The sequence below is a fragment of the Streptomyces lycii genome (genome assembly GCF_009735685.1).
Taxonomy (GTDB): Bacteria; Actinomycetota; Actinomycetes; order Streptomycetales; family Streptomycetaceae; genus Streptomyces; species Streptomyces lycii.
In genome coordinates this window covers 1-21957 of the sequence record NZ_WHPN01000355.1, presented here as the reverse complement: position 1 = coordinate 21957, position 21957 = coordinate 1, and the positions used below count along the sequence as shown (strand labels likewise).

Sequence of the window (21957 nt, the reverse complement as noted above, 5' to 3'; positions counted from 1 at the left end):
GCAAGCACCGGCGCGGCGACCGGCAGCAGCGCGCCGCCGATCCGCCCCAGGGCGTACCCGGCCGCCACCGCCAGCAGCGCGAGCAGGACGCCCTCCGGCCGGGCCTCCCGCCCCGCGGCGGTGATCAGCGCCCATGCCGCACAGCAGCCGAACACCACGGCACCGGCCACGTCGGCGGCGGCGCCGCCGGGCTCCTCGGCGGCCGTTCGTCCGGCGGCCGGTTCCATCCCCGTCGACCCCCCAGTTCGCACGGGCCCCGCGGCGCACATCGGCGCGCCGCGGGTATGTGGTCCCACACGCTAACGGCTGGGACACCGGGATGTGGAGATGCTGTGCCCGTCCGGGGCGGACCCGGCGCCGGACGGGCCGGCCGGCCCGGAGCCGGCCCGGGCCGGCGGGAGGCCCTGCCGGAAGGAGACCGGGGCGGCCGGTTAGGGTCGCAGCATGGCCACGCCCGACTTCATCCGTTCCCTCCGAGCCACCGCCGGCCAACAGCTGCTGTTCCTGCCGGGGATCAGCGCCGTGGTCCTCGACGACGAGGACCGGGTGCTGCTGAACCGGCGCGCCGACACCGGCCGCTGGGCGGTCCTCGGCGGTATCCCCGAGCCCGGCGAGCAGCCCGCGGAGACAGCCGTGCGCGAGGTGTACGAGGAGACCGCCGTGCACTGTGTCGCGGAGCGCGTCGTTCTCGTCCAGACCCTCGACCCGGTGCGGTACCCCAACGGGGACGCGTGCCAGTTCCTCGACATCACGCTGCGCTGCCGGGCCACCGGCGGCGAGGCCCGGGTGAACGACGACGAGTCGCTGGACGTCGCCTGGTTCCCGCTCGACGCACTGCCCGCGCTGGACGAGTTCGGCAGCTTCCGCATCAAGCAGGCGCTCGGTGACGGTCCCGCGTGGTTCGAACCCACCGGCGGCCGCTGAAGTATGTGGAGCGGCCACATCGGTCGCCTGCCGGGCGCTGCATAGTGTGCCGGGCATGACCGTGCCCCCCGCAGCGAATCCCGTCCCGCACGCCGTCGGCCTGGACCTCACCGGCCGCACCGCGCTCGTCACCGGAGCGGCCGGCAGCATCGGCCGTGCCTGCGCGCTGCGACTCGCGGCGGCCGGTGCGAAGGTCAGAGCGGTGGACCGGGACGCCGCCGGCCTGGACGAGCTGTGCGAGCACGCGGCGGGCGCGGCCGGGGCCGTCGAGCCGCAGGTCCTCGACCTGACCGACCTGGCCGCCGCGGAACACGCCGCAGCCGGGACGGACGTACTCGTGAACAACGCCGGGCTGCAACTCGTCCGCCCGATCGAGGACTTCCCGCCGGAGGTCTTCTCCACCGTGCTGACGGTCATGCTGGAGGCCCCGTTCCGGCTGGTGCGCGGCGCGCTGCCGCACATGTACGGCCGGGGCTGGGGCCGCGTCGTCAACATCTCCTCCGTCCACGGGCTGCGCGCGTCGCCCTTCAAGTCGGCGTACGTGGCCGCGAAGCACGGGCTGGAAGGGCTCTCGAAGGTCGCCGCGCTGGAAGGCGCCCGGCACGGCGTCACGTCCAACTGCGTCAGCCCCGGCTACGTGCGCACCCCCCTGGTGGAGCGGCAGATCGCCGACCAGGCCGCCGCGCACGGCATCCCGCCCGAGCGCGTCGTCTCCGAGATCATGCTCGCCGACTCGGCCCTCAAGCGGCTCGTGGAGCCCGACGAGGTCGCCGAGGCCGTCGCCTATCTGTGCACCCCGCAGGCCTCCTTCATCACCGGCGCGTCGCTGCCCCTCGACGGCGGATGGACCGCCCACTGAGCGCCGCCGGAGCGGACGGCCCGCGGCCCGGCCCGGAGGCCGGCGCGAAGGCCGGTCCCGCCCGTCCCGGCCACCGGGCCGCCGGGGGAGCGGGACGGCCCGGTCGCGCGGGTGGTGCGCTCGTCCCTCCGGCGGGTATCCCTGTACCCATGCCGCACGCACGCCCCCGCCCCGACGCCACAGCCCGCGCCGCCGCGGAGACGCCGTTCCTGGAACTCCTCGCGCGCGGCGCCGCGGCCGAGGAGTACGAGCGGCCGGTGCTGCGGGCCCGCGCCGACGGTGCCGGGCAGGAGGAGCTGGCGGCGCTGGAGCGCGGCAAGATGCTCGCCCTGCGGGTACGCGCCGAGCTGGAGGGCCGCCGGCGGCGCGAGGCCGAGCTGTCGGCGCTGTTCGAGACGGCGCACGACCTCGCCGGACTGCGCGACCTGGACGCCGTGCTCCAGGCCATCGTCCAGCGCGCCCGCTCCCTCCTCGGCACCGAGTGCGCCTATCTGACGCTCAACGACCCGCAGGCCGGGGACACCTATATGCGGGTCACCGACGGCTCGGTGTCCGCCCGCTTCCAGCAGCTGCGGCTCGGCATGGGCGAGGGACTGGGCGGCCTGGTCGCGCAGACCGCCCGCCCGTACGTCACCGACAGCTATTTCGACGACCCGCGGTTCCAGCACACCCGGACCATCGACTCCGGGGTACGGGACGAGGGGCTGGTCGCGATCCTGGGCGTGCCGCTCATGCTGGGCAGCGGCGTGATCGGCGTGCTGTTCGCCGCCGACCGGCGCGCCCGCGTCTTCGAGCGCGAGCAGACAGCCCTGCTGGCGTCCTTCGCCGCGCACGCCGCCGTCGCCATCGACACCGCGAACCTGCTCGCCGAGACCCGCTCCGCGCTCGCCGAACTGGAGAACGCCAACGAGATCATCCGCGACCGCAGCGCCGTCATCGAGCGGGCCTCCGAGGTGCACGACCGGCTCACCGAACTGGTGTTGCGCGGCGGCGGTGTCCACGACGTCGCGGCCGCGGTCGCCGAGGTGCTGAGCGGCTCCGTCTCCTTCGCCGAGTCCGGTGCCGCCCCCGCCGAGGCGGTCGAGCGCTCCCGGCAGGACGGCCACGCCGTACGGCACGGCGACGACTGGGTCGCCGCCGTCTCCGCCGGCGGCGAACTCCTCGGCGCGCTCGTGCTCCGCGGCCACCCCGGGCTCGACCCGGTCGACCAGCGCACCCTGGAGCGGGCCGCCATGGTCACCTCACTGCTGCTCATCGCCCGCCGCTCGGCGGGCGAGGCCGAACAACGGGTCCGCGGCGAACTCCTCGACGACCTGCTCGACGCCCCCGAGCGCGACCCCCGGCTGCTGCGCGAGCGCGCCGTCCGGCTGTCGGCCGACCTCGACGCGCCGCACGTCGTCCTCACCGCACGCGTCGAGAGCGCCGGCACGGGCGACACGGCGGAGCAGGAGACGGCCGACCGCCAGCGGCTCTGGTCGGCCGCCTCGCACCTCGCGGCGACCCGGCACGGCCTGGCCGCGGCGCGGGACGGCGGCACCGTGCTGCTGCTCCCGGCCGTGCCGGACGAGACGGCCGGCGAGACCGCGCGGCAGACCGCGGCACAGCTCGGCGCCGCCGTGCCCGGCGCGGTCACCGTCGGCGCGTCCGCGCCCGTACCGGCGCCCGCGAGCAGTCCGGGCTCCGTCGCGGCCGCCTACGCGGAGTCGCGGCGCTGTGTGGAGGCGCTGCGGCTGCTCGGCCGGGCCGGTGAGGGAGCGGCGGCCGAGGACTTCGGCTTCCTCGGGCTGCTGCTCGCCGACTCCGGAGACGTCGGCGCCTTCGTACGGCGCACCATCGGCCCGGTGGCCGACTACGACGAGCGGCGCGGCACCGAACTGGTGCGCACCCTGGAGGCCTACTTCGGGTGCGCGATGAGCCCGGCGCGTACCAAGGAAGAGCTGCACGTGCACGTCAACACGGTCGCGCAGCGGCTGGAGCGGATCGGCCGGCTGCTGGGCCCGGACTGGCAGTCGCCGGCCCGGGCGCTGGAGATCCAGCTGGCACTGCGGCTGCACCGGCTGGCGTCGGCGGTGGACCGCTGACGGTCTCTCCCTGTCATTCCCGCTGCCGCCGCTGTTCCCGCCGTTCCCGCTGTTCCGGGGCGCCGCACATCGTCCCGCACCTCCCCGCACCGACCCGCCCTGCCGCGACCCGCGGACGGCGAACGGGTCCGGCCGGTCTTCCGCGCGCTGTTCCCGGAGAGACGGAGCGGCGCCCGCTGTCTCGCCGGGCCGGGTCTTCCGCACGGGTGTGCCCGGGTGCCGGACACCGCGGCGCACCCGGACACCGCGGCGCACCCGCGCGCCGGCGCCCCTCCGCGCGACCCCGGACGGCCGGGCGGCGCGGCGGCGCGTGAACAACGCTTCAGGTCAATGCAGCTAGGGCGCGGGGTGGTGCGGAGGCGCGGGGCGGTGCGGGTGCGCCGGTCAGGGCGCCGGGGCGGTCTCCGGCGCCCGGTCCCCGCCCGGACCGCCGGGAACGTCCCGGTCGAGCTCCGTCAGGTCGCGCTGCCGTGTCTCCTTGGCGGCTCCCACCGCCACCAGGGTGAGCAGCGCGGCCGCGATCACGTAGAGCGCGATCGGTGTCGAACTGCCGAAGTCCGCGAGCAGGGCGGTCGCGATGAGCGGCGCCGGGGCACCGGCCGCCACCGACGAGAACTGCGCCCCGATCGACGCCCCGGAGTAGCGCATCCGGGTCGCGAACATCTCCGCGAAGAAGGCCGCCTGCGGGGCGTACATCGCGCCGTGGAAGACAAGCCCCACGGTCACCGCCAGCAGCAGGCCGCCGAAGCTGCCGGTGTCGGTCAGCGCGAAGAACGGGAACGCCCACACGCCGATGCCCGCGGCGCCCAGCAGATAGACGGGCCTGCGGCCGACCCGGTCGGACAGCGCTCCCCAGAGGGGGATCACCGCGAAGTGGATCGCGGAGGCGATGAGCACGGCGTTGAGCGCGGTCTGCCGGGAGAGGTTCACCTGTTCGGTCGCGTAGACCAGGATGAACGCCGTGATCACGTAGTAGCTGATGTTCTCGGCCATCCGGGCGCCCATCGCCACCAGCACGTCCCGCCAGTGGTGCCGGAGCACGGCGACCAGCGGCATCTTCTCGACCAGCCCGGGTTCCGCCGCCTTGCGGGCCTCCGCCCGCGCCAGCGCCTCCTTGAAGACGGGCGACTCGTCGACCGACAGCCGGATCCACAGCCCGAGCAGCACCAGCACCCCGGACAGCAGGAACGGGATGCGCCAGCCCCACGCCTCGAACGTCGCGTCGGACATCGTGGCGGTCAGCAGCGCCAGCACACCGGTCGCCAGAAGCTGCCCCGCGGGGGCGCCGGTCTGCGGCCAGGACGCCCAGAAGCCGCGCCGCCGGGCGTCCCCGTGCTCGGAGACCAGCAGCACCGCGCCGCCCCACTCGCCGCCCAGCGCGAACCCCTGGACCAGGCGCAGCACGGTGAGCAGGAGCGGAGCGGCCGTGCCGATGGTGGCGTGCGTCGGCATCAGGCCGATGGCGAAGGTGGCCCCGCCCATCATCAGCAGGCTCAGCACCAGCAGCTTCTTGCGGCCCAGCCGGTCGCCGTAATGGCCGAACACCAGCGCGCCGACGGGCCGTGCGGCGAAGCCGACGGCGTAGGTGAGGAAGGAGAGCAGGGTGCCGACGAGCGGGTCGGAGTCCGGGAAGAACAGCTTGTTGAAGACCAGGGCGGCCGCGGACCCGTAGAGGAAGAAGTCGTACCACTCGACGGTGGTGCCGACGAGGCTCGCGGCGACGACGCGTTTGAGGTCGGAGGTCGGTGGGGGAGCGGTTCCTGCGGAGGCCATGTGCACCACTTCCGGGCGTTCGGTGGGGGCGGGTACGTGTCGGGACACCGTAGAAACGCGCAGGTCAAGGGCGTATGTGGGGGGACAACACAGTTTCCGGTCAGGGTGTGCGCGCCGGCCCCATGCCCCGCGTGCGACGTGCTCCTCCCGCGTTCGGCGGCCGACGGGGTGGCAGGCCGTCACGGCCCCGTTCATCAGGTGCGGTTCGCCGGGGACGGTTCACCGGGGCCGTCCGGGCGGCGGCCGCTCGTCCGGCGCGGTTCTCCGCGGGTCCCGGCCGGCCGGGGCGGGCCCGGGGTCGTGGCGGGCCGCAGCGGCTTTGTCCGCACGGCGGGCGGGAATCCGCGCCGGACCGCCGTGCGGCTGCCGCGGTGTGCCGTACGGTGGACCGGTGCGGCGGGCCGAGCCCGGCCGCGCGGGCGCCGCGGCCGCCTTGCCGGACCCCGGGCTTCGGGTGCCGGACGGAGCTGACGGGGCGCGCGCCGGGTGCCTGATCATCGCCTTGTCAGTGCGGCGAAAGCGCCTGTATAACGTTGTAAAATCCGGGCGCGGGGGCTCGGCGCCCGGCTCGCGGTGGCGACGCCGTGCCGCAGCGGCCCTCCGGCGGCCGCTGGTGAAGGGATGGTCGTGCGGGTCAGCCTCAAGGACGTCGCCGCGCACGCGGGGGTCTCGATCAAGACCGTCTCCAACGTGGTGAACAACTACCAGCACGTCGCTCCCGCCATGCGCGAGCGCGTCCAGCGGTCCATCGACGCGCTCGGCTACCGGCCCAATCTGGCCGCCCGTCACCTGCGCAAGGGCCGGACCGGCATGATCGCGCTCGCCCTGCCGGAACTCGGCAACCCCTACTTCGCCGAACTGGCCGCCGCCGTCATCGACGCCGCCGCCGAGCACGACTACATCGTGCTGCTGGACCACACCGGCGGTCGCCGCGAGCAGGAGATCCTGGTCAGCCAGGGTTTCCGGGCGCGGGTCATCGACGGTCTCGTCCTCAGCCCCATCGAGCTGGAGACCGACGATCTGCGCGACCGCGCGGAGAACGTACCGCTGGTCCTGCTGGGCGAGCGGGAGTACGACCTGCCGTACGACCACATCGCCATCGACAACGTCGCCGCGGCCCGCGCGGCGGTGCGGCACCTGATCCGCATGGGGCGCCGCGAAGTGGCGTTCATCGGGGACCGGCGCGGCCGCAGCGAACCGGCGCAACTGCGGGTGCGGGGCTGGCGCGAGGAGCTGACCTCGGCAGGGCTGTCGGCCGACGACGGGCTGGTCGCGGCCACCGACGGCTGGGGGCATGCGGACGGAGCGGCGGCCATGGCCCGCATCCTGGAGACGGGGCGGCGTCCGGACGCGGTCTTCGCCTACAACGATCCGGTGGCCATCGGCGCGATGCGCGTGCTCCACGAGCGAGGGCTGCGGGTGCCCGAGGACATCGCGGTGGTGGGCTTCGACGACGTGGTCGAGGGGCGGTTCGGCGCGGTGACCCTCACGTCCGTGTCGCCCGACAAGGGGGCCATCGGCCGGCTCGCGGTGCAGTCGGTGCTCGCCCGGCTCGGCGGCGAGGCTCCCGAACCGCGGCGCATCCGGGCGGACTTCCGCCTGATCGAGCGGGAGAGCACGCTGGGCCGGCCGGCGGGAGACGGCCCCGGGGACGCGTGACCGCCCGGCCGGCCCACGGCCGCGCTTGCCACCGCGCTCTTACCGCTCCGTTCTCGTCTCGCGCACAAGGGGTTTACAGCCTTCTTCCAACGATGTAAAACCCGATGTAAAGATCTCCTTGCGGTGGACCTGACAAGATCTGCGCCGGGGAGAAGCCCCATGCCTGCTCGTCGCCCGGCTCCAGGCCCCCGGTTCCCCTTCGGCGTCGTCCGGACCGGGGACAACCCCGCCGCGCACCGCTCACCGTCCGCACCCCGTCGCCCGCCCCGTGATCGCGGCCGTGGCCGTCGCGGTCCGCCAGGTGTCCGGCCCCGGTACCACCCCGGGTCCGGCCGTATCCGCACGCGCACGTCTCCCCGCCCCCGACCAAGGAGTCACGATGCGTCGAACACCCGCACGGCGTTCCCCGGCTGCGGCCCTGCTCGTCGGCAGCCTGCTCGCGATGCTCTCGCCCTCCGCCGCCGCGGCGGCGCCGGAACCCTCCGCCGCCGTGCCGGTCCCCGGACCCTCAGCCGCCGAGGCGGTCCCCGGCCAGTCCACCGCCGAGGCGGGCAATCCCTTCGTGGACGGCTGGTACGCCGACCCCGACACCATGGTCGACGACGGCACCTACTGGGTCTTCCCCACGACCTCGAAGCCCTACGCGGAGCAGGTCTCCCTCGACGCCTTCTCGTCCACCGACATGGTCCGCTGGACCAAGCACAGCGACGTGCTGACGACGGCGGACATCTCCTGGGCCGAGTACGCGCTGTGGGCGCCCGCGCCGATCGAGCGCGACGGCAAGTACTACCTGTACTTCGCCGCCAACGACATCCAGGACGACGCGCAGCTCGGCGGCATCGGCGTGGCCGTCGCCGACCGTCCCTCGGGCCCGTACGAGGACGCCATCGGCCGGCCGCTCGTCTCGCAGTTCCACAACGGCGCCCAGCCCATCGACCAGGACGTCTTCATCGACGACGACGGCCAGGCGTACATGTACTACGGGGGCTGGGGGCACGCCAACGTGGTCAAGCTGAACCCCGACATGACCAGCCTGGGCACCTTCGCCGACGGGTCGACCTTCCGGGAGATCACTCCCGCGGACTACGTCGAGGGCCCGCAGATGTTCAAGCGGGACGGGACGTACTACCTGATGTGGTCCGAGGGCGGCTGGACCGGGCCGGACTACTCGGTGTCCTACGCCATGTCCGACTCGCCCACCGGCCCCTTCCGGAAGATCGACAAGGTGCTCGCCCAGGACCCCGCGGTCGCCAAGGGCTCCGGCCACAACTCGGTGGTCAACGTGCCCGGCACCGACATCTGGTACATCGTCTACCACCGCCGGCCGCTCAGCGAGAGCGACGGGAACCACCGGCAGCTCGCCTACGACCGGATGCACTTCAACGCCGACGGCACCATCCGGCGCATCCGCATGCAGGTGAAGGACAACTTCGCCGACGGCAACGCGCTGGGCTGGCGGACGTACGGCGGGACGTGGTCGGCCGCCGGCGGGCGTTACCGGGCGGGCATTTCCCGGGGCGGCAAGGCACTGCTCGACACGGACTTCGCCGACTTCACCCAGGACGCCGACATCACCGTCTCCTCGGGCAGCGGTGACGCCGGCCTGGCGTTCCGGGTGACCCGGCCCGGGACGGGCACGGACCGCTACACCGGGTACTACGCGGGCATCAGTCCGCGCGGCGAGGTGGTGCTCGGGCGCGTGAACGACTCCTGGACGCCGCTCGGGTCCGCTCCGGTGCCCGTCGCCCCGGGCTCCACCCACCGGCTGCGCGTCACGGCCGTGGGTTCCGGCATCGAGGTGTACGTCGACGACATGGCCGTACCGAAGATCTCCGTGACCGACAGCGCCCATCCCAGCGGTGCGAACGGGCTCCGGGTCTTCGGCACCGGGGCGTCCTTCGACAACGTGACGGTGTCACCCGCCGGCTGACCGGGACGGCCCGCGGGGAGTCCCGGCGGGAGGGCGGTGCTCCGCCCGCTCCGCCGGGACCTCCGGGCGCCGCTGGCCGTCAGGGCGTGCGGGCCCGGGCTCCCGCCCCGCGTGCCGGTGCCCGGCGCCCGCCGCGCCTCAGCCCCCTCCGCCGCCCGCGGCCGCGCCGGCGGCGATGACCGCGGCGTTCACCTCGCGCACCCGGACCGGGTCGACCTTGATCTCCCGCCGGTCGTAGGTGTAGAGCCCGTTGAGCTCGTTCTCCAGGTCGGAGATCTGCGTGTACACCGAGCCGGAGAGCCAGGTCCCCGCCCGGCCGAGATAGAACTCCTCGGTGTTCTCGACGTACTTGCGGGTCAGGGCCTCCTTGTCGGCCACGCCGCTGTAGATCGCCGTGGGCGGGCCCGGCCACATGTGGCCCGGGGTGCGCAGGGTGAAGCCGCCGTGCTCTCCGTCCATGGCCGCCCGGTGGTCGGGGAACGGCGGATCCTCGTTGTTGTAGTCGTGGTGGTCGATGATGTCGCCCTTGCCCGAGTCACCCTTGGAGTTGCAGCAGTTGACGCCGCTGTGGGCGTTGACGACGCGGGAGGGGTCGGCGGCCTTCACCGACTCCGCGATGCGGCCGGTCTCCTCGCGGTCCCACTCGCCCCAGCCCTCGTTGAAGACGATCCAGCCGACGACGGCAGGGGAGCTGTGGTGCTGACGCATCATCTCCCGGCCCTGGTCGACGAAGGCCGCGCGCCCCGTATCGGTGGTGAGGTTTCCGGAGACGAAGTCCTGCCAGACCAGCAGCCCCAGCTTGTCCGCGTGGTAGAACCACCGGGGCGACTCCACCTTGATGTGTTTGCGGACGGCGTTGAAGCCGAGCTTCTTGTGCGCCTCGAGGTCGAACGCGAGGGCCTCGTCGCTCGGCGCGGTGTAGAGGCCGTCGGGCCAGAACCCCTGGTCGAGCGTGGCGAGCGAGAAGACGGGCTCTCCGTTGAGCACGAGCTTCCGGTGCTCGCCGACCTGCTCGACACCGATCTCCCGCATGCCGAAGTAGCTGCCGACCCGGTCGGAGGACCTGCCGTCGACCAGCTTGACGTCGAGGTCGTAGAGATACGGGTCGTCCGGGCTCCACAGGTGCTGCCCGGACACGGGCAGCCGCAGTTCGCTGTTGGCCGGGCCGCTGACCCGGCCGACGACCTTTCCACGGGCGTCCCGCGCGACGGCTTCGACGCGGGCCCGCGCGGAGGCTGTGCCGGACTCGACGGTCACCGCCAGGCTGCTGGTGTCGATTTCGGGTGTGGTGACGACGTTGTCGACGGCCGCGGGGGCGACGGGCTCCATCCAGACCGTCTGCCAGATGCCCGACGACTGGGTGTAGAAGATCCCGCCCGGATCGGTGGACTGCTTGCCCGTCGGCTGGTCGGCGCCGCCGGTGTCGGTGACCGCGACCACCACCTCCTGCGGTCCGCCGCCCCGGAGCGCGTCGGTGATGTCGGCGCTGAAGGCGGTGTAGCCGCCGGTGTGTTCGGCGACCTCCTCACCGTTGACCCAGACCCGGGCGCGGTAGTCCACCGCCCCGAAGTTGAGCTTCAGCCGGTTGCCCGCCCGGCCCTCGCCGACCCGCCAGTCCTCCGGCACGTCGACGAGCTTGCGGTAGAACATGTGGTCCTCGTGGCGTTCGAGCCCGGACAGTTGCGACTCGACGGGGAACGGCACGATGATCTTCTCGTCGAGGTCCTTGCCGAAGACCGGCTGCTCGCCCGCGTCGGCGCCGCTGAACTGCCACGGGCCGTTGAGGTTCTGCCACTTGGCGCGCACCTGCTGCGGCCGGGGGTACTCCGGCAGCGGGTTCCGCTCGTCGAGCTCGTCACCCCACGGGGTGGTGAGCCGGTGGGCCGAGGTGTTCCGCGCCGAGCGCATGAGGGGGGGTACGGTCTCGGCGCCCGCCGTGAGGCCGCCTTCGCCGTCGTACGCGACGCGGACCCGCTGGTCCTTCTGCACCGGGCCCGCGAGGGTGAGGAGCAGGGCGTTCGGGTCACCGGGCGCGGCCGTCACCGACTCGACGGGCATGTCGGTCGTGTCGACCTCGACCGTCAGATGGTCCCCGACCGTGCCGATGCCCCCGACCTCGTCCTCGAACCCGGCCCGCAGCCGCCGTCCGTCCTCGGTGACGGTCAGCTCCACCGGATAGACCTCGAAGCCGGCCGGCGGGGTGAACGCCGACTCCGGGACCAGCTGCTTGGCCAGCCCCGGTGCCGACCAGCGCAGGAACATGTTGGCCCCGCCGGTGTCCTGGAACATCTCCAGACGGAAGTCGTACCGCTCACCCGCGGTCAGCTCCACCGGCGCGCTGGTCTGCTCCTTGTCCCAGTCCGGCTCCCAGTGGTCGATGACCGGCTCGCCGTCGATGAAGAGCCGGAAGCCGTTGTCGCCGATGGCGTAGAACGTGTACGCGCCGGTCGCGGGCGCCTCGATCCGGCCCGTCCAGCGGGCGGTCGTGTGCTCCGACTGCCCGGTCAGCGTCTCGAAGGTGTTCGCCAGGCCGGGGAGGTCGACCTGGGGTTCGAGCGCGGTGCCGCCCAGTTCGGCGAAGTCCCGTGCGCCGGGCTCCGACATCCTGAAGTACTCGCCCTTCAGGCCGTGCGTCTCGACGGTGGCGCTGTCGCCGTCGGCGTTCCCGCGGGAGGCGTTCCCGGGAGAGGCGTTCCCCGCGGAGGCTGTGGTGGCGGTGGCGGTGGTGGTGGCGGCCGGTTCGGCGGCCGACGCCCCGGGGGCCAGGGCGGTCACCGGGAGCAGCAGGGCGGCCGCGACCAGCAGCGCGCGCATTCTGGCTCGTGGACCCGTGTGTTGTCTTGTCATCGAACCTTTCCTCGTACGGGGGACACCGGACCGGAAGGGGGAAGGCGTGCGGCGGACACGGTCCGGACGGTCGTGGCGCGGTGCTCCGTTCTCCCGGAGCCGGGCATCCCGGTGGCGTGCCCCGGCTCGGCGCCCGGGTGTTGCGCGGCCGGGCCCCGCCCTGCGGCGGGACGCCGTTTCCAGCAGCGCTCAGCTGCTGTTCCATCGTTGGAAAACGTGGTCGGCGGGACGGCGGCGCGCCATCCGCCCCTGCCCGGACCACCGCCCACGCGCACCTGGCGTGGCGTCCCGTCACTCCCGTCGCTGTCGATGGCGGCTCGCGGCTCCCGCGGGCCCGGTGGGCGTCGTGCGGCGGTCTTGTCCCTCATGTTCCGGCGTCGTTATAACGATGTAAAGACTGCCGCCGGTGACTGTGACACGAGGCAACGGCGGGCACGGCGGGCGCTGTTGCCGTGCCCGGGACGCGGCGCCGGCCTCGGCCGGCGGGAACCTCCGGGCACACCGGTCCGGCCGGTGTGCCCGGGACGCGGCCGTGCCCGGGAGAAAGGTGTGGCAGCGGGGCGCGGGCGGTGTCCCGCCCGCCCCGCCTCCGGCCCGGCTCAGCGCCCCCAGCGCAGCCCGGGCGTCTCCACCGGCGCCTCCCACAGCCGCAGCAGTTCCTCGTCGATGCGGCACAGCGTCACGGAGCAGCCGGCCATGTCCAGCGAGGTCACGTAGTTCCCGACCAGGGTGTGCGCCACGACGACGCCACGCTCACCGAGGGCCCGCTGCACCTCGGCGTTGAATCCGTAGAGCTCCAGCAGCGGCGTCGCCCCCATGCCGTTGACCAGCACCAGGACGGGATTGTCCGGGCGGAGGTCGGTCACCAGGGCGTCCACGGCGAAATCGGCGATCTCCCGCGACGTCATCATCGCGCGCCGCTCGCGGCCCGGCTCGCCGTGGATGCCGATGCCCAGCTCCAGCTCGCCCGGCGGCAGGTCGAAGGTCGGGCTGCCCTTGGCGGGCGTGGTGCAGGGCGCCAGGGCGACGCCGAAGCTCCGGGAGGACTCGTTGACCTGGCGGGCGATCGACTCCACCCGCTCCAGCGGGGCACCCTCGTCGGCGGCGGCGCCGGCGATCTTCTCCACGAACAGGGTGGCGCCGGTGCCGCGCCGGCCCGCCGTGAAGAGGCTGTCGGTCACGGCGATGTCGTCGTCGACGAGGACGCTCGCGACCTGGATGCCCTCGTCCTCGGCGAGTTCCTCCGCCATCCGGAAGTTGAGGACGTCACCGGTGTAGTTCTTGACGACGAACAGCACCCCCTGCCCGCTGTCCACGGCGGCGGCCGCCCGCGCCATCTGGTCGGGCACGGGCGAGGTGAAGACCTCGCCGGGGCAGGCCGCGGACAGCATGCCCGGCCCGACGAACCCGCCGTGCAGCGGCTCGTGCCCCGAACCGCCGCCGGACACCAGCGCGACCTTGCCCTCCACCGGCGCGTCCCGGCGGACGATCACACGGTTCTCCACGTCCACGGTGAGGTGCGGATGTGCGGCGGCCATCCCGCGGAGGGCGTCCGCGACGACGGTCTCCGGGACGTTGATGAGCATCTTCACGGTTACCTCCAGGTGAGGCGGGCGGGGCCGGCTGCCGGGACGGGCCGGCGGCCTGCCGGCGCCGCCTGCTCCGGTCGGGTGGGCCTGCTGTCGTCCCGGCCAGTATCACGGGTCGCCCGTGCCGGGTCACGGACCGCGGCACGGCCCCGGACCGCGCCGCCGCACGACAGGCGGAGGCGTCCGGGCCTGGCTACTGTGGTGGCTTGAGCAGCGGGGACCGGGCCGCCTCCGGTCCCGGCCGTCGAGGAGGCGTCCGCCGATGAACGACACGGGAGCCGCGCGGGCGCGCGTGCTGGGTGACCTGGTCGTGGCGAGCTATCTGATGACGCTGGAGCAGGTCCCGGGGACCGTGGCGGTGTACGCCGACCGGGCGGGCTGGCCGGACGTGCTGATCTACCTGGCCGACCTGCAACAGGACTGGCTGTATCTGCTGGCCGACAGCCCCGACGCCCGTCCGGAGCGCGTCGACGCGCCCGACGCTCTGCCCGTCGACGGCACCCTCGCGGGCCGTGCGTTCCAGCTGGGGGAGGCCACCCCGGCGTCGGCGTCCTCGTCCGGGCAGTGGTGGGTCCCGCTGCTGGACGGCACGGAACGGCTGGGCGTGCTCCGGGTCGGCGCCCCGGACGCCGAGGTGGCGGCCGACGACGACCTGAACAAGCTCGCCGGGCTCGTCGCCCTGCTGCTGGTGAGCAAACGCGAGACGAGCGACACGTACGCCCGGCTGGTCCGGCGCCGCGACATGAAGGTGGCGTCCGAGATGGAATGGCAGCTGATGGCCCCCCGGACGTTCGCCACCGACCGGGTGCTGATCAGCGCCGTCATGGAACCCGCCTACGAGGTCAGCGGGGACGCCTACGACTACGCCCTCAGCGGCGACACCGTCCATCTGGCCCTCTTCGACGCCATGGGCCACGACACCGCGGCCGGGCTGACCGCGAACCTGGCGGTCGCGGCCGTCCGCAAACACCGCCGGGAAAGCTCCGGACTGCTGCGGATCGCCGCTGCCGTCGAGGACTTCCTGCGCGAACAGTTCGGCGCGGAACGCTATGCCACCGGCATCCTGGCGGAGCTGGACCTGGCCACCGGCCTGCTGACCTGGACCAACCACGGCCACCATCCGCCGGTCGTGCTGCGCGGCGGACGCACCGTCGTGCACCTGGCCTGCCCGTCGGCGCCGCCCATGGGCACCGGGCTCGACCTGCCCGTGAAGCTGTGCCGCGACCAGCTCGAACCCGGGGACCGGCTGCTGCTCTACACCGACGGCATCACCGAGGCGGGCGGGCGGCGGGGGCAGGAGTTCGGCCTGCAGCGGCTGACGGACTTCCTCATCCGCCATCACGCCGACGGCCTTCCCGTGCCGGAAACGCTGCGCCGGCTGATCCGGCACCACCTGGAGTACCACCAGGGGCGGCTGGACGACGACGCGACGATCGTGCTGCTGGAGTGGCACGGCCCGGAACCGTTCCGCCCCGGGCAGCTGGGGTCCCGTGCCGGGGTGCCGGTCGCCGGCGCCGACCTGGAGACCGTGGCCACGGCGTGGGCCGAACAGCCGGCCCGCGGCGACGACCGGCCGCCGCCCCGCGACGGCCGGGCCTGAGACGTCCGTCCTCCCGCGCCTTCCCGCTCCCGCGCTGTCCTGCTCCCGGTCCGCCCCGCTCCGGCGCCGCCACCCCGCTTCCCGCCCCCGGCCCGCCACCCCGCCTCGCCGGACCTGCGTATCAGCGGCCGGTGTGCGCCAGGATCACCGAGCAACCGCTCAGAGCGGCCGCGCAGAGCAGGGCGGCGGTGGTGATCCGGACGAGCCTGCCGCGCAGCTCCGCGTACCGTGCGGCGTACTCCTGCCGCAGTTCGGCGGAGCGCGCGACGATCTGCTCCAGCCCGCGGCGGGTGAGTTCCAGCCGGTCCTCGGTGTAGAGGCGGACGAGTTCCTCGCGCCCGCCGTCCGTCAGCCACGGCATCCGGTCGGCGAACGCGGCCGCCTCCCGTTCCGCCTCCGCGATGTCGGTCCGGCAGCGCAGATATCCCTCCAGCTGCCGGAGTCCGGCCGTGACCTCGTGCTCGTCGGGTGTCACCGGGTCTCCTCGGCGGCCGTCGTCATCACTTGTCGTCGTCACCGGCCAGCGGGGCCGCCACGCCCTTGCCGGTGTCGACGACGTCCCGGCGGCCGGCGTTCTCGGCGTCGTCCAGCGCGGCGGTCTGCGGATGGTGCAGGTCGAAGGCGGGGGACTCGGAGCGGATACGGGGCAGGGTGAGGAAGTTGTGGCGGGGCGGCGGGCACGAGGTGGCCCACTCCAGGGACCGGCCGTAGCCCCAGGGGTCGTCGACCTCCACGCGCGGGGAGAACTTGGCGGTCTTCCAGACGTTGTAGAGGAACGGCAGCGTGGACAGGCCCAGCAGGAACGCGCCGATGGACGAGAGGGTGTTCAGCAGCGTGAAGCCGTCCGCGGCGAGGTAGTCGGCGTACCGCCGCGGCATGCCCTCGGCGCCCAGCCAGTGCTGCACCAGGAACGTCAGGTGGAAACCGGTGAACAGCGTCCAGAAGTGGATCTTCCCCAGCCGCTCGTCGAGCATGGTCCCGGTCATCTTCGGCCACCAGAAGCTGAACCCCGCGAACATCGCGAACACGATGGTGCCGAACAGCACGTAGTGGAAGTGGGCGACCACGAAATAGGAGTCGTGGACGTGGAAGTCCAGCGGCGGGGACGCGAGCAGCACGCCCGTCAGGCCGCCGAAGAGGAACGTCACCAGGAAGCCGATCGACCAGAGCATAGGGGTCTCGAAGGACAGCGAGCCCTTCCACATGGTGCCGATCCAGTTGAAGAACTTCACCCCGGTCGGCACCGCGATCAGGAAGGACATGAAGGAGAAGAACGGCAGCAGCACCGCGCCGGTGGCGAACATGTGGTGCGCCCAGACGGTGACGGACAGCCCGGTGATGGCGATGGTGGCGCCCACCAGCCCGATGTAGCCGAAGATCGGTGTCCGCGAGAACACCGGGATGACCTCGGTGACCACGCCGAAGAACGGCAGGGCGAGGATGTAGACCTCCGGATGGCCGAAGAACCAGAACAGATGCTGCCACAGCAGTGCCCCGCCGTTCTCGGCGGCGAAGACCTGTGACCCGAACAGCCGGTCGGAGGCCAGTACCAGCAGGGAGGCGGCCAGCACCGGAAAGGCCATCAGCACCAGCACCGAGGTCAGCAGCACGTTCCAGGTGAAGACCGGCATCCGGAACATCGTCATGCCGGGGGCCCGCATGCAGATGATGGTGGTGATGAAGTTGACCGAGCCGAGGATCGTCCCGAAGCCGGACAGCGCCAGCCCCATGACCCACAGGTCCCCGCCCACCCCCGGCGACCGGTCGACGCGGCTGAGGGGCGTATAGGCGGTCCAGCCGAAGTCGGCCGCTCCGTTCGGGGTCAGCAGCGAGCCGACCACGATCAGCCCGCCGAAGAGGAACAGCCAGTACGACAGCATGTTCAGCCGGGGGAAGGCGACGTCGGGCGATCCGATCTGGAGCGGCATCACCGCGTTCGCGAACCCCGCGAACGTGGGGGTGGCGAACAGCAGCAGCATGATCGTGCCGTGCAGGGTGAACGCCTGGTTGTACTGCTCGTTGGACAGCAGCTGGATGCCCGGCCTGGCCAGCTCGGCCCGCAGCGCGAGGGCGAGCACGCCGCCGAAGAGGAAGAACCCGAAGGAGGTGATCAGGTAGAGGTGGCCGATCTTCTTGTGATCGGTGGTCGTCAGCCAGCTCACCACCACGCTGCCGACCCCGCGCTCCTTCCGGGGGACCGGAGCGACAGGTTCAGTCGAAGTCACCATGGACGTCCTTTGGTCGCGGTGGGCAGCCGGTGCCGTCCGGTACCCCGCCTCCGCGTGACCGAACGACAGCGTCCTTCAACGGTGCGCGCGGCGGCCGCGCCCGCCCGGGTCCGGTCCCGGCGTGTCGGGGGATGCAACCTGGGGAGAGCACACACCAGGACCGGAATGGCGGATCGTCAGGCGGTCCGGGGCCGGGCGAGCAGGACGCCGAGCGCGATCATGCCGACACCCAGGAAGAAGTGCAGCCAGTCGTCGGCGCTGTTCAGGGGGACGAAGTTCGCCCCGCTGTCCTTGTCGATCACCAGTCCGTACAGCCACAGGACCAGATAGACCGCGCCACCGCCGATCAGATAGGTCCGGGCCCGGCCGGGAGCGCGCGACATGGCGACGCCCACGGCCCCGAAGAGCAGGTGGACCAGGTTGTGCAGGACGGAGACGTTGAACAAGCCGAGCAGTTTCGCGTCGGAGTGGTGACCGGCGAACGTCATCGTGTCGTAGTCCGTCGTGATGCCCGGCACGAAGCCGAGAACACCGACGAGGAGGAAGACCGCCGCCACCCCGAGAGCCGCTTTGCGTACCGGTGCCGCGGCGGCCGGGGTTCTGTCCGTGGTGCTCATCGCTGCCTCCAGAGGGCGCGTTCCGTGGGATGCCTCTGCCGCGTGCCCCGGTTCGGCGGAGGGAACCCCGCCGGGCGGGTGGAGTTCCGGGTCCGGCCCGTACGGCGGGCCGCCGGCCCCGAGGGGTGTGACGGAGTGTGGCGGGGCGGCGTCCGGTCGCCCGGCGGACCGCCCGGCGGCCCGGGCGCGCTCCTCGTGTCCCGGCGGCCCGGAAAAGAACCGGCAGGTCTGCCGCGGGCCCCCTGTGTTCCGGGCGCGTCCCGCAGGAGAATCGGGAACAGCCGGGAGCCCTCGCCCCCGGAGGCGGACGCACGCTCCGCACCGCGCGACAGAAACGGGGACGACGATGAGCACCGTCACACCGGTACCGGGCCCGAAGGGATCGCTGCTGCTGGGGTCGCTGCCGGACTTCCGGCGGGACGTGCTGGACGCCTATCTGCGGGGCTGGCGGGAGCACGGCGACGTCGTCCGCTTCGCGCTCGGCCCGCCGGGACTGCGGGCCGACGTCTACGCCGTCTTCTCGGCGTCGGGCGCCCAGCAGGTCCTCGCGAGCCGGTCGGCCAACTTCCGCAAGGACAACAAGTTCTACGAGGAGATCCGGCAGTCCCTCGGCAACGGTCTGCTGACCAGCCAGGACGAGGACTATGTGCGGCAGCGCAGGCTGGTGCAGCCGCTGTTCACCCGGCGCCGGGTCGACGGATACGCCGACGCGCTGTACGAGGAGGCCTCGTCGGTCGTCGACGCGTGGCGCGACGCCCCGGGCTCGGTGGTCGACCTCAGCGAGGAGATGACCCGTTTCACGCTCCGCGCGGTGACCCGCATCCTGTTCGGCGCGGACATCGAGGCCGCCGTGGACGTGGTCCGGCGCAGCTTCCCGGTCATCGGCGCGTACACCCGGGACCGCGGCACGGCGCCGGTGGCCGTTCCGCGGCAGTGGCCGACCCCGGCGAACCGTGCCGCCGCGAGGGCACAGGCGGATCTCTACGCGCTGTGCGACCGCATCATCGCCGAGCGCCGCGCCGCGGTCACGGACGACGGCGACGACCTGCTGAGCCTGCTCTCCCGGGCGGCGAGCGAGGAGGACGGGAGCCTGGACGCGGACGAGGTGCGGGACCAGGTCCTCGTGTTCCTGCTCGCCGGACACGAGACCACCGCGACCTCGCTGACCTTCGCACTGCACCTGCTGGGCCACCATCCGAAGGAGCAGCAGCGGGCCCGCGAGGAGGTCGACCGGGTGCTCGGCGGCCGGCCGCCGGTCGCGGCGGACCTCGACCGGCTGCCGTATCTCACCCAGGTGCTCAAGGAGGCGATGCGGCTCTATCCGGCCGCTCCGGCGATAGGCCGGGAAGTGGTGGCGGACACCGAGGTCGACGGCTTCCCGGTGCCCGCCGGGGCGACGCTGCTCGTCGTCCCCTGGGTGATCCACCGGAACACCCGCTACTGGGAGGACCCCGAGCGCTTCGACCCGGAGCGCTTCACTCCCGAGCGGGAGGCCGGGCGCCCGCGCTACGCCTGGATGCCGTTCGGCGGCGGGCCCCGGGCCTGTATCGGCCAGCACTTCTCGATGCTGGAATCCGTACTCGCGCTGGCGACGTTCCTGCGGGCGTACGAGGTGGAGTCGCTTGACACGGACATCCCGCTGGACGCGGGCATCACTCTCACCGCGAAGGCGCGGGCCCGGGCCCGGCTGACGGCCCGGCAACTGCCCTGACGGCCCGCGCGGACGGTGCGCCCCCGGAGCCCTCACGGCTCCGGGGGCGTCGCCGTGTCCGGCCGGGGCGCGGGCCGTCCCACCCGAGTGCGCAGGGTGGCGGCTTGTCACGGCAGGTACACGGCGAAGTCCGGGAAAATGTGCGGTATTTCATCCCGTTTTATGCTGAATGGGTGGGTTACCCGTGACCTCGACACGGGGGCTGAATGGTCCATGTGGGGCGAACGTAAGGAGGCACCCCATGAGCGACTCGGCGAACGCGAATGCCGGGCCTGCACGGCAGACCGGGCAGAAGGCCAAGCAGGAGGCCGCAGCGACGGCCGGTGAGGCGAAGCAGGCCGCGAGCGAGGTGCGGTCCACCGCCGCGCACGGGGCCAAGGCGGTCGCGGGCACGGCCCGCGAACAGGCCGGGTCGGCGGTCGGCGATCTGCGGCAACGGGCGATGACCGAGGCGGACAGCCAGCTGCGGCGCACCGCGGACACCGTCCGGCACTGGGCCGACGACGTGGCGGGCATGGCCGAGCACGCCCCGTCGGACTCCCCGGCCCGCACCATGGCGCAGAAGGCCTCGGACGGCGGTCACCGCGCGGCGGACTTCCTGGAACGCCGCGGCGCCGGCGGGCTGGCCGAGGAGATGCAGTCCTTCGCCCGCAGGAAACCCGGAGTCTTCCTCGGCGGCGCGGCGATCGCCGGGCTCGCCGCGGGGCGGCTGGCCAAGGACATGAAGTCCTCTTCCCACGGGGACCGGTCCGCCGCGCCCCCGGAGACGACGGACAAGCCGGGCCCGATGCTCGACCGGCCCGGCCCCGCGACCGACCGCACCGGACCGGTGGGCGGACGGGACCCGGGGCGCGGCAGCGTCCCCGAGGCACACGAACCCGGTTCTCCCGCGCGCGGATCCGACTGGCCGGGCGTACCGGGACGGCCCCCGGAGGTGACGTGACATGACGCTGACCGCGCCGAAGGGATCCGGCGACCGTGCCGTGGAGCGCGACCGCGCGGACCTGCTGCGAGGACTGGGCCCCGACAGCGGCAGCCACGCCATGGGAGACGGCAGCGCGGAACCGTCCGTCGGCGAACTCGTCGCCAAGGTGACGGCGGACCTGCGCAAGCTGATCGGCCAGGAGGTCGAACTCGCCAAGACGGAGGTGCGCACCGAGGCGTCGCGGGCGGGCAAGGCCGCCGGAATGTTCGGCGGTGCGGGCTTCGCGGGCTACATGGTCGCGCTGTTCCTGTCGCTGGCGGCCGTCTTCGGACTGGCCAACCTCATGGACCCGGGCTGGGCAGCGCTGATCGTCACCGCGGTGTGGGCGCTCATCGGCGGCGTGATGTTCCTGATGGGCCGCGCCCGGATGCGGGAGTTCTCGCCGAAACCGGAGCAGACCATGGAAACGCTGAAGGAGGACGCGCAATGGGCACGTCACCCGACGAACCGGACCGGATAAGGGCGGACATCGAGTCGACCCGCAAGGACCTGACCGACGACATCGACCAGCTCGCCGACCGCACGAGCCCGCGCCGGATGGCGCACCGCCGCCGGGAACGGATGCGCGAGGTGGTCGGCGGAGCCCGGGAGCGCGTACGGGGCGGCGCCGGTCACGGCAAGGAGGAGGCACGCGAACGCGGCCGGCACGCGAAGGAGTCCGTGCGGGAGACCTCCGGGCACGCGGCCGAGACCGTACGGCACGGGGCCGGGCAGGCGTCCGGGGCGGCGCGCCAAGCACCCCACGAGGCGACGCGGCGCACCGAGTCCAACCCGGTGGCCGCCGGTGTCATCGCGTTCGGCGCGGGCATGCTCGGTGCCTCGCTGATCCCGGACTCCGAGGCGGAGAAGCGAGCCGTCTCCCGGATGGCCGAGCGGGCCGGCCCTGCCGTGGAGCCCGTTCGCTCGGTGGCCGCGGAGTCCGCCCAGCATCTGAAGGAAGGAGCGACGGAGGTGGCCCGGCACGCCGCCGACGAGGTCAAGCACACGGCCGCCGGTGCCGCACGCACCACCCAGCAGGACGCGCGGGACCACGCGCGGCAGGTGGGCGGCAGCGCCCGCGACTCGGGCCGCACGGTGGCCCGGGAACCGCGGGACGACATCGGGCCGTAGGACGGCACCTCTCCCGCGTTCGCGGGAGCACACGGGCGGGCGGG

Annotated in this window: 16 protein-coding genes and 1 pseudogene; 10 read left to right on the top strand and 7 right to left on the bottom strand. The window is 73.2% G+C overall.

Features of this window, described 5'->3' with window-relative positions:
* A pseudogene (locus tag GCU69_RS23790) lies at nucleotides 1-227 on the bottom strand (O-antigen ligase family protein); the annotation flags it as partial.
* A gap of 217 nt (nucleotides 228-444) precedes the next feature.
* On the opposite strand from GCU69_RS23790, the gene GCU69_RS23785 reads away from it, so the two are divergent.
* The 3 genes from GCU69_RS23785 to GCU69_RS23775 all read left to right on the top strand — a co-directional run bounded on the left by GCU69_RS23785 (nucleotide 445) and on the right by GCU69_RS23775 (nucleotide 3864).
* Nucleotides 445-924 (top strand): NUDIX hydrolase, encoded by a 480-nt coding sequence (locus GCU69_RS23785; RefSeq protein ID WP_098750849.1) that lies wholly within the window; start codon nucleotides 445-447, stop codon nucleotides 922-924.
* A gap of 55 nt (nucleotides 925-979) precedes the next feature.
* On the top strand, nucleotides 980-1783 hold the full coding sequence (locus GCU69_RS23780; RefSeq protein ID WP_156207126.1) for a 3-hydroxybutyrate dehydrogenase: 804 nt from the start codon (nucleotides 980-982) through the stop codon (nucleotides 1781-1783).
* Nucleotides 1784-1932: 149 nt separating this feature from the next.
* Nucleotides 1933-3864: a helix-turn-helix domain-containing protein gene (locus GCU69_RS23775; RefSeq protein ID WP_098750847.1), complete on the top strand. Its 1932-nt coding sequence runs from the start codon at nucleotides 1933-1935 to the stop codon at nucleotides 3862-3864.
* Between the two features lie 384 nt (nucleotides 3865-4248).
* On the opposite strand, the gene GCU69_RS23770 is transcribed toward GCU69_RS23775, so the two are convergent.
* Entirely contained in the window at nucleotides 4249-5637 is a 1389-nt protein-coding gene (locus GCU69_RS23770) for an MFS transporter (RefSeq protein ID WP_156207125.1), read from the bottom strand.
* 627 nt (nucleotides 5638-6264) lie between these two features.
* On the opposite strand from GCU69_RS23770, the gene GCU69_RS23765 reads away from it, so the two are divergent.
* Both GCU69_RS23765 and GCU69_RS23760 read left to right on the top strand, forming a co-directional pair.
* Nucleotides 6265-7296: a LacI family DNA-binding transcriptional regulator gene (locus tag GCU69_RS23765; RefSeq protein ID WP_156207127.1), complete on the top strand. Its 1032-nt coding sequence runs from the start codon at nucleotides 6265-6267 to the stop codon at nucleotides 7294-7296.
* A 379-nt stretch (nucleotides 7297-7675) separates the two neighbouring features.
* Nucleotides 7676-9226 (top strand): glycoside hydrolase family 43 protein, encoded by a 1551-nt coding sequence (locus GCU69_RS23760; RefSeq protein WP_235978666.1) that lies wholly within the window; start codon nucleotides 7676-7678, stop codon nucleotides 9224-9226.
* Between the two features lie 138 nt (nucleotides 9227-9364).
* Here GCU69_RS23760 and GCU69_RS23755 read toward each other — a convergent pair whose 3' ends face one another.
* On the bottom strand, nucleotides 9365-12073 hold the full coding sequence (locus tag GCU69_RS23755) for a PA14 domain-containing protein (protein WP_235978665.1): 2709 nt from the start codon (nucleotides 12071-12073) through the stop codon (nucleotides 9365-9367).
* 599 nt (nucleotides 12074-12672) lie between these two features.
* Complete coding sequence (dhaK, locus tag GCU69_RS23750; RefSeq protein ID WP_098750844.1) at nucleotides 12673-13665, bottom strand: dihydroxyacetone kinase subunit DhaK; 993 nt, start codon at nucleotides 13663-13665, stop codon at nucleotides 12673-12675.
* Between the two features lie 259 nt (nucleotides 13666-13924).
* Here dhaK and GCU69_RS23745 point away from each other — a divergent pair, with 259 nt between their 5' ends.
* Complete coding sequence (locus tag GCU69_RS23745; protein ID WP_235978664.1) at nucleotides 13925-15262, top strand: PP2C family protein-serine/threonine phosphatase; 1338 nt, start codon at nucleotides 13925-13927, stop codon at nucleotides 15260-15262.
* A gap of 121 nt (nucleotides 15263-15383) precedes the next feature.
* Here the strand turns inward: GCU69_RS23745 and GCU69_RS23740 are convergent, their stop codons facing one another.
* The 3 genes from GCU69_RS23740 to GCU69_RS23730 form a co-directional block, all read right to left on the bottom strand.
* Nucleotides 15384-15737: a hypothetical protein gene (locus GCU69_RS23740; RefSeq protein WP_156207124.1), complete on the bottom strand. Its 354-nt coding sequence runs from the start codon at nucleotides 15735-15737 to the stop codon at nucleotides 15384-15386.
* Between the two features lie 25 nt (nucleotides 15738-15762).
* Nucleotides 15763-17490: an aa3-type cytochrome oxidase subunit I gene (gene ctaD, locus GCU69_RS23735; protein WP_156207123.1), complete on the bottom strand. Its 1728-nt coding sequence runs from the start codon at nucleotides 17488-17490 to the stop codon at nucleotides 15763-15765.
* 176 nt (nucleotides 17491-17666) lie between these two features.
* The gene (locus GCU69_RS23730; protein WP_098750722.1) at nucleotides 17667-18107 is read right to left on the bottom strand and encodes a DUF4383 domain-containing protein; all 441 of its coding nucleotides are present in this window, start codon (nucleotides 18105-18107) and stop codon (nucleotides 17667-17669) included.
* A 346-nt stretch (nucleotides 18108-18453) separates the two neighbouring features.
* On the opposite strand from GCU69_RS23730, the gene GCU69_RS23725 reads away from it, so the two are divergent.
* From GCU69_RS23725 to GCU69_RS23710, 4 genes are all read left to right on the top strand, one after another.
* The gene (locus GCU69_RS23725; protein ID WP_156207122.1) at nucleotides 18454-19818 is read left to right on the top strand and encodes a cytochrome P450; all 1365 of its coding nucleotides are present in this window, start codon (nucleotides 18454-18456) and stop codon (nucleotides 19816-19818) included.
* A 241-nt stretch (nucleotides 19819-20059) separates the two neighbouring features.
* Nucleotides 20060-20761, top strand: coding sequence for an ATP synthase subunit B family protein (locus tag GCU69_RS23720; protein ID WP_098750720.1), 702 nt, complete (start codon nucleotides 20060-20062; stop codon nucleotides 20759-20761).
* 1 nt (nucleotide 20762) lies between these two features.
* Nucleotides 20763-21263, top strand: a complete 501-nt coding sequence (locus GCU69_RS23715; RefSeq protein WP_235978663.1) for a phage holin family protein — start codon at nucleotides 20763-20765, stop codon at nucleotides 21261-21263.
* Nucleotides 21230-21913 carry a DUF3618 domain-containing protein gene (locus GCU69_RS23710; protein WP_156207121.1) on the top strand — a complete coding sequence of 228 codons (684 nt, stop codon included), beginning with the start codon at nucleotides 21230-21232 and terminating at the stop codon, nucleotides 21911-21913. Before GCU69_RS23715 ends, GCU69_RS23710 begins: the two co-directional genes overlap by 34 nt.
* Nucleotides 21914-21957: the final 44 nt, after the last annotated feature.